This is a genomic window from Metapseudomonas resinovorans, assembly GCF_002003485.1.
Taxonomy (GTDB): Bacteria; Pseudomonadota; Gammaproteobacteria; order Pseudomonadales; family Pseudomonadaceae; genus Metapseudomonas; species Metapseudomonas resinovorans_D.
Map to the genome: position 1 here is coordinate 118,285 of NZ_BDMA01000049.1, position 7,119 is coordinate 125,403.

A 7,119-nucleotide genomic window follows, 5' to 3' on the forward strand; every position below is an offset into this window, starting at 1 on the left:
TCTCCTGATGCGAATGCGCCAAGGAGAATCTCGATCTTGAAGGTACTACCTGAAATTAAAGTCCCTTTCTCGATCATCGAGCGGCCTGCGGCAGACTCGCTCCAGCCGCCATGGGTGCACGCCGATAGCTGCCGCCTCGATGAATCCGTCCTCCTTTTGGAGTATGTCCGGCTTTTTGCTCCCGACTACTATCTGCCGGCTAGCCGACCAGCCAGGAGTCTTGAGGCCCTGCTGTTACAGGCTTGGCAAGCCACGATGAACCTCATTGCGCCGGAGGCTGGACGCTTGGGGATCCGTCCGGATGGGCGGCATGGTTCTGCGCTGTAACCCGACATAACAATAAGAATTGAGGAGATGGATCATGCGAAAGAAGTCGCTGCTGTTCCTGTTGTGCCTGATTTGCCCGCTGGCCTGGGGGGATGGACGAAGCGCCGGGCAGTTGAGTGAAATCCTCAGTCGCAGCCAATTGATGTGTGCCAGTGCGATGGTCTATTTCAATCCGGCCGAACGCACACCCGACCCACGAGGCTTGAACGCCACCTACGAGCACCTCAATACGATGGAAACCTACATGGTGCAGCTGGGGCAGCCTGAGCCGTTAGTGCAGCCGCTGCACGCCATGAAGGAGGTTTTCGACACCCTCGAGCGACTGCCTCGGGCCAAGCGCGAGCGTTACCCGGAGCTGATCCAGCAACTGCTCGGCCATCAGCGACAGTTGCAGCGGGCGGCCTCCACTGCTTATGCCAGTGCAGGGCCTGATCCGGCCGCCGCCGACCTGTGGGCACAAAGCCAGGCCCTGGCTACGCTGTTGCTGGACTACCAGGTTCGTCTCTACCCGCTGCCGCAGAAAGGCGGCCTGACGCTGACGCCAGCTCAGGCGAAGGAGCTCGACCAGACGATCGAGCAGCGTTTCGAGACGCTGATGGCGCGCCATGTCGAGCATGCCGAGGTGTTGTCGAAGGCCAAGTCCAGCTATCTGTTCGTACGTCCGCAACTGCAGCAGATGGCGAGCAGCGGTGGCGCGGGCAGCGGTGGTCCCGAGTTTTATCTCAATCGCGCCTCCATCGACTTGGACGAGCTGGCGGTTGCGGTGCCGACACCCTCCCCCTGAATCGTGGAAAAGGGGACAGATCTATTTTCTCTGCTCTAAACGTCCGTTTCTGGATTGTTGCCGTTCGCGGGCGGCAGCTACCGGCCAAATGCGGGCGTTCAGGGTAGAGGAGATTAATCCGTCACCTTTCCAGCCCTACTTCTTGCTGCCTCTGATATTGCCCACCACGCCACCGGCGACGGCACCGACCGCGGCGCCGGTCCAGCCGCTACCGCCAGCGATGGCAGCAATGCCGGCGCCAGCGGCGGCACCAATAGCAGCACCGCTCAAGGTGCCCTGCTGCTGGGAACTCATCGAGGTGCAGCCGATCAGGCCCGCTGCGACGAGGACGGCGGCATACGCTAGGAACCCTTTCATATTCATCTCCGCTACTTGTTCTGCTGCAAGCCGGGCACGACCATCTCGAACCAGATGGTCTCGATGACCGGCCGCTTCACGCGGTCGGGGTTGGCGGCATACCACTGGTCAAGCCCATCGCGCACGGTGTCGAGGGTGTGGCCCTTCAGGCCCCTGCCGAAACGGGGAATCAGGCTCTGCTCATCGGACGGCGGTTTGGTTGCGTGGTAGGCCGCCTCCACCTGGAACGCATTGGCAATACCGATGAGATAGGCTTTCTTGAGTTCCGGCGATGACTGCGTCCATTGCTCGCCGGTAATCATGGGCACCTCGTCAGCACCCCAAGCCGTCGCCAGGGTCACGCTCAGCGCCAATGCCAGCATGCCCATTCGAACTGTCTTCATCGTCTCCTCTCCTCGTCAGGCTGAACCTCACGTCGTGGCACGGCCTCCCTGCCCGACCACTGGCAGGGAGGCCGTATCGATGACTCAGTAAGTGTAGGTGGCGGGGTGCAAACCGCCGCAGCCTTCATCCAGCTTGCCGATGGCGGGAAATTCTAGCCTCTACGCCGTTTGCGCTACTGCGCGCGGCAATGCAAGACGACTTCGTCGACCGCGCGCTGCACGTCGCCACGCCGGTAGCGCAGCAGCGAGAGATCGGCAGCGTCAGGTTCGTATGACACCACGTTGCCGCGCCCCGTATAGATCGCGAGGTCGGGCAGTAGCGGATGCTCCTGGTCGAGCGACGGAACATCCTGTGGATGGCCGGCCGCGCGGAAGAACGCTGCGAAGTAGTCAGCGAAGCTGAGGTTCTCGTCGCCTACGAGATACGCCTTGCCGGTTTCACCACGCTGCAGCGCACCCCAGATCGCTTCCGACAGCGATTGCGTCGAGATGAAGTTACTGCCACCGGCAGGCCCGAATATGGGCAGCCCCGCAAGCTTGCCTTCTGCATAGCAGGTGTACGCGGCGAACATCTCGTTGCGCAGCCCCGGCACCGACCCGACGACGAACGGCGCATTGACGCTGCACACCTCGAACGACGGCGTCGCCAGCGCACGCACGCGTTCGTCGGCCAGATGGCGCGAGCGCACGTACGGTACCGACTCGATGAGTGCCGGCGCGACCTGCGGATAGAAGCTGCCGACCAGTACGGCGCGCTTCACGCCCGCGTCGCGGGCAAGCGCGAAGAAGCGCGGCACCGCATCGACGTTCGCGCGCTCCCAGTGCGCGGCTTCGTCGGTGCCGGGCGGCAGGTGGCGGATGTCGTTGCCGGCCGCGAACACGACTGCGTCGAACGGCGCGAGGTCATCGCGCGTGAAGTTGCCGGCCACGTAGTCACGCGCCAGCACGTCGAACTGCGCGAGCGTGCTGTCGGCCGCGGGCGGCTTGCGCGCGGCGAGCGTAATCTGGTTGCCCTGCGCGTGCAGGTGCAGCGCGGCATGGCCGCCGATGAGACCGGTACCGCCGACGATCAGGATCTTCATAGTATCTCCGGTAGCGGCGCAGGCACGCCGCGAGAAATGAACGGATGAAGCCGCTTCTGCGTGCGGCTGGCGCTCAGAAATTGAAGCCGTTGCCCGTGACGACGGGGATGTTGGTCCAGAAGCCGTTCGGATCGCGGTACCAGCCGGCCGCCGCGAGCGCGCCGCCGTCGACGTGCAGTGTCGTGCCGGTGACCCACGCGGCGAGCGGGCTCGCAAGGTACAGCGCGGCGCCCGCGACGTCGCTGGCCTCGCCGAAGCGTCCGAGCGGAATCCAGCGCGAGATGTGGTCCTGGTGCTCCGCCGCCACCATCGCGCTGACAGGCACCTGCGGCGTCTCGGTGGTTTCGGGCGCGATCTGGTTCACGCGGATGCCGGCTGGCCCGAGTTCGAGCGCGAGGCTTTTCGTGAAGCCGGTCAGCGCAGCCTTGAACGACGCATACACGGTGCAGTTCGGAATCGCGCGGAAACCTTCGATCGAGGACACGCCGACGATGCTGCTGCCCGCGCCGCGCTTGCGCAGCAACGGCAGCATCGCCTGCGTGACGATGAACACCTGGCGCAGGTTCACGTCGAACAGCCGCGCAATGTCGTCGTCGGTGCAATCGTCGAACGGCTTCGCGATCTGCAGGAAATCGCCGACGTTGTTGACGAGCACGTCGAGGCCGCCGAAGCGCGCGTCGACCGTCCGTGCGAACGCGTCGACCTCGTCGCGACGCGTAACGTCCACGATGCCGACGAGCGCGTCGACCCCCGCCACTTCGAGCGCGTGCCGCACGTCCTGCGCGCGGGCCGCGTCGATCTCGGCCACGGCGACGCGCGCGCCCGCCGCGCCGAACGCTTCAGCACAGGCTCGGCCGATACCCGCGCCGCCGCCGGTGACCAGTACAGTCTTGCCGGTGAATGAAATCATCGATGTACTCCTTCGAATGGAAAAGCATTGCGCCGCGTTACAGCGACGACACCAGTTGCGCGTTGTCGATCCGCAGTTCCGCGCCGTTCACGAAGCGCGATTCGTCGGATGCGAGGAACAGCACGAGATTCGCGACATCCTGTGGGTCGCACATGCGCGCCATCGGATCGCTGCCAATGCCCAGTGCGGCCGGGTCGAGACTGGGCATCAGCGCCTGCGTCATCGGCGTCCAGATCCCGTCCGGGTGGATCGAGTTGCAGCGGATCCGGTAGCCGCTTCGCTTGCAGTGCACAGCGACGCTGCGGGTGAGCGCCGTCACCGCGCCTTTCGAGCCGGTGTACGCGCACATCATCGGCAGCCCGCCGAGCGCGGCGACCGACGACATCATTACGATCGAGCCCGGCGTGTCGTTGCCTTTCATCGCGCCGATCGCGTACTTGCAGCCGAGGAAATAGCCGTCCGCGTTGGTGCGCATCACGCGCTGCCAGGTGTCGAGGCTCGTGTCCTCGATCGAGCCGACCGGGCAGATCGCCGCGTTGTTGACCAGTACGTCGAGGCGGCCGAAGCGCTCGAGCGTGGCGGCGATCGCCTGCCGCCAGCCGTATTCATCGGCGATGTCGTGACGCACGAACATTGCGGCGTCGCCGATCTCACGTGCGAGCGTGTGTCCCGCGTCTTCGTTGATGTCGGACAGCACGACGCGGGCGCCTTCGGCAGCAAGCAGCAGCGCGTCCGCGCGGCCGACACCACTCGCCGCGCCGGTGATCAGCGCGACCTTGTTTGCGACTCGTTTCATGGGTGATTGATGTCCCGTGGGATGGAAAGAGGGCGTGCGTTCATGCGGCACCCGGCGCGCGGCCGGCCTTTACCGCGGCGAGTGCGGCCACGCCGTAGATCTGCGGCGGCGGCCCATCAGCAGGACGGCCGCACCACCGTCGAGCATGACGAGTTGGTTGTGCACGTGATGCTGGGTCGTTTCATAGCGCTCGATCGCGACCATGCCCGCAACGATCGTGTCGCGGTCGTCGAACCGGAAGCCAGGGCCGGCAAGAGATGCATCGGAGGTAAAAAGGGTGGCAAGCCGCAGCCAGTCGCGTCGGTCGACGGCTTGTGCATAGCGGCACGCAAGTTCGTACAACGCGTGGTAGGGATTCGAATCAGTCATGCCGTGCTCCAGGATAGGAAAAGGACGGCCGCGCCGCGAATGCAGACGTGGAGGTATCGGTGAACAGCGACTCTCGATTGATGCCAGAAGTGGCCCTAGATGCCGTACCCACCGGACACGTTCAGCTGCTGCCCAGTGATGTAGGCCGCGTTGTCGGAGGCCAGGAACACGGCGGCACGACCGATTTCCTCGGCCTTACCCCAGCGCTTGAGTGCAAGCATCTGCAACGTTTCGTCGATCCACCTCTGGTCGAACTGCCCCTGCTCCAAGAGTTGCGGGAACATGCCGGCCTCGATGACACCGACCAGGACGGAATTCGCACGGATGTTGTAGCGGCCTTCCTCGCGGGCGAGTCCCTTTATCAGCGATTCGTTGGCGGCCTTCGGTGCGACCGACAGGCCATCACGGTCCGGCCAGCGCAGATGGCCGGCAGAGCCCAGCGTAACGAACGAACCGCCCCCCGCGGCGCGCAGGTGCGGCAGCGCAGCCTTGGCGGCATTGAAGAAGCCCATGACTTCGACTTCGATTGCGCGCTTCCAGTCGTCACGGCTCATTTCGCTGATATGGAGCTGGTTCACGAATGGGCCAGCCGCCCACACAACGGTGTGCACGCGACCGTGAATTTCAATGGCTGCGTCCAGCGTTTCCTGGACCTGGGCAACATTGGTGACGTCGACCTGGTGGGTGCTCGCATCGACACCCTCTTCCCGGATCTGGTCGGCGACGCGCTGTGCCACCTCGGCCTTGCTCCGGTAAGCGACTGCGACCGGGACACCCGCACGCGCGAACTCAAGGGCAACGCCTTGTCCGATACCACCGCTACCGCCAAAAACCAACGTGGCGCCCCTTGGGAATTCGCTCTTTCTCATCTTTGCTTCTCCTGTCCTCGGTTGGTCGACACGTTGTCGCCGAGGAAAAGTATCAGCAATAGATCCCGCACTGATCGCTCAATGCAGGTATTTATAGAAAGTGTCTCCAGGTGATACTTTGCGGTGGCGTGTAGCGGTACGCTGCACGAATGGCGGCACGACGGCCGGCGTCACTTGGCCCAGAAAATTCGGGGATCGGTAAGGCGAGCCATGCAAAGCATGCTGTACCAGTCCGTCTGCCCGTCAGGCAGAGAGCGATCGTCGGTCGCGAGCTCGCGCATGCGCTGCGAAAGCGACGTCATCATCTGGCGCAGCTGGTCCATGGACCCGCGCGACAACTTGACGGTTTCGAGCTGCCAGACTGACTGCGGATCCTGGAAGTCCATCGCTTCAAAATGCCGGCGCATCGCGTCGTTCACTGCACGTCGCAACGGGCCTCCCGGAATCCACTCCGGATGCCGTACTGTCAGCAGACGCACACGGTTGCCCGGAAACAAATCGAGCAAACGGAGTTTTTCGAGTCGCCGCAAGTGAAGGAAGATGCCCGCTTCGTCCAGATCGAACTCCTGCTGTATCTCCCGGGGGGACCAGTCATAGCGCAACAGCAGGAAGATGAACGCCGTGAACGGGGCATCGGCCAATCCCTGCTCCTGCTCGATGCTCAACGCGTGAGTCTTGGTATCGCTTCGCCGCGCCGCCAGCTCGGCAAGGTCGATGAGGCGCACGCCCACAATGGAACAAACTGACTCGAGCATCGAGACACTCAGACCATGCCCGGTCAATTTGCGCTTGATGGTCGTCTCGCTCACGTTCAGCTGCTCGGCGATGTCGCAATAGCGGATATTGCGATCCTTCAACAAGCGCTTCAGCTCCGCGAGCAGCAGCGTTTCATCGGTGGCGCCATCGAGGTTCTTCGGATGCATTGTCGGGCGTCTTCCAGTCGCATGTTCGGAACGCTCGCAACGCCTTGCCAAGTTGCGCTGTTCGGTGGGCATGAAGGGTGGGCATGCACTATATCTCCCGCCGACGCAGCTGAGTAGGTAATGCGCACCCGCGTGCACGCTCACTGCGAGGCCTACGGCGTTACCTGGGGCTTCGGTGATCAAGCGTTATCGCCGCAAGGAGTACTTCGATGTGCACACAGCCAGTCGCCCCGCACAGACCGCTTCGGGTCGGAAACTGCCCTTCGCGAGTGACTGCTTCTGGCCCAGGCCGTGTAAAAATGCAGCGGGTGATGGATAG

The 7,119-nt window shown here is 63.5% G+C and carries 9 protein-coding genes; 1 reads left to right on the top strand and 8 read right to left on the bottom strand.

The features are described 5' to 3' along the window. Window positions 1-361: 361 nt before the first annotated feature. Window positions 362-1,111, top strand: coding sequence for a hypothetical protein (locus tag MnOB_RS13115; RefSeq protein ID WP_077524666.1), 750 nt, complete (start codon window positions 362-364; stop codon window positions 1,109-1,111). Window positions 1,112-1,246: 135 nt separating this feature from the next. Here MnOB_RS13115 and MnOB_RS13120 read toward each other — a convergent pair whose 3' ends face one another. The 8 genes from MnOB_RS13120 to MnOB_RS13155 form a co-directional block, all read right to left on the bottom strand. Beyond that, window positions 1,247-1,468, bottom strand: coding sequence for a YMGG-like glycine zipper-containing protein (locus tag MnOB_RS13120; RefSeq protein ID WP_077524667.1), 222 nt, complete (start codon window positions 1,466-1,468; stop codon window positions 1,247-1,249). Between the two features lie 11 nt (window positions 1,469-1,479). Next, the gene (locus tag MnOB_RS13125; RefSeq protein WP_077524668.1) at window positions 1,480-1,851 is read right to left on the bottom strand and encodes a hypothetical protein; all 372 of its coding nucleotides are present in this window, start codon (window positions 1,849-1,851) and stop codon (window positions 1,480-1,482) included. A gap of 173 nt (window positions 1,852-2,024) precedes the next feature. Then, complete coding sequence (locus tag MnOB_RS13130; RefSeq protein ID WP_077524669.1) at window positions 2,025-2,933, bottom strand: NAD-dependent epimerase/dehydratase family protein; 909 nt, start codon at window positions 2,931-2,933, stop codon at window positions 2,025-2,027. Window positions 2,934-3,006: 73 nt separating this feature from the next. After that, window positions 3,007-3,861 (bottom strand): SDR family NAD(P)-dependent oxidoreductase, encoded by an 855-nt coding sequence (locus tag MnOB_RS13135; protein WP_265093684.1) that lies wholly within the window; start codon window positions 3,859-3,861, stop codon window positions 3,007-3,009. Between the two features lie 19 nt (window positions 3,862-3,880). Then, window positions 3,881-4,639: an SDR family oxidoreductase gene (locus MnOB_RS13140; RefSeq protein ID WP_077524671.1), complete on the bottom strand. Its 759-nt coding sequence runs from the start codon at window positions 4,637-4,639 to the stop codon at window positions 3,881-3,883. A gap of 69 nt (window positions 4,640-4,708) precedes the next feature. Then, window positions 4,709-5,008 carry a nuclear transport factor 2 family protein gene (locus tag MnOB_RS13145; protein ID WP_077524672.1) on the bottom strand — a complete coding sequence of 100 codons (300 nt, stop codon included), beginning with the start codon at window positions 5,006-5,008 and terminating at the stop codon, window positions 4,709-4,711. Between the two features lie 95 nt (window positions 5,009-5,103). Beyond that, entirely contained in the window at window positions 5,104-5,877 is a 774-nt protein-coding gene (locus tag MnOB_RS13150; protein ID WP_077524673.1) for an SDR family NAD(P)-dependent oxidoreductase, read from the bottom strand. A gap of 170 nt (window positions 5,878-6,047) precedes the next feature. Further along, window positions 6,048-6,800, bottom strand: a complete 753-nt coding sequence (locus tag MnOB_RS13155; protein WP_158713813.1) for a helix-turn-helix domain-containing protein — start codon at window positions 6,798-6,800, stop codon at window positions 6,048-6,050. Window positions 6,801-7,119 lie beyond the last annotated feature (319 nt).

Coding starts and splice junctions, on each gene's coding strand:
- MnOB_RS13115 (WP_077524666.1), top strand. CDS start 362: ATGCGAAAGAAGTCGCTGCTGTTCCTGTTGTGCCTGATTTGCCCGCTG.
- MnOB_RS13120 (WP_077524667.1), bottom strand. CDS start 1,468: ATGAAAGGGTTCCTAGCGTATGCCGCCGTCCTCGTCGCAGCGGGCCTG.
- MnOB_RS13125 (WP_077524668.1), bottom strand. CDS start 1,851: ATGAAGACAGTTCGAATGGGCATGCTGGCATTGGCGCTGAGCGTGACC.
- MnOB_RS13130 (WP_077524669.1), bottom strand. CDS start 2,933: ATGAAGATCCTGATCGTCGGCGGTACCGGTCTCATCGGCGGCCATGCC.
- MnOB_RS13140 (WP_077524671.1), bottom strand. CDS start 4,639: ATGAAACGAGTCGCAAACAAGGTCGCGCTGATCACCGGCGCGGCGAGT.
- MnOB_RS13145 (WP_077524672.1), bottom strand. CDS start 5,008: ATGACTGATTCGAATCCCTACCACGCGTTGTACGAACTTGCGTGCCGC.
- MnOB_RS13150 (WP_077524673.1), bottom strand. CDS start 5,877: ATGAGAAAGAGCGAATTCCCAAGGGGCGCCACGTTGGTTTTTGGCGGT.
- MnOB_RS13155 (WP_158713813.1), bottom strand. CDS start 6,800: ATGCATCCGAAGAACCTCGATGGCGCCACCGATGAAACGCTGCTGCTC.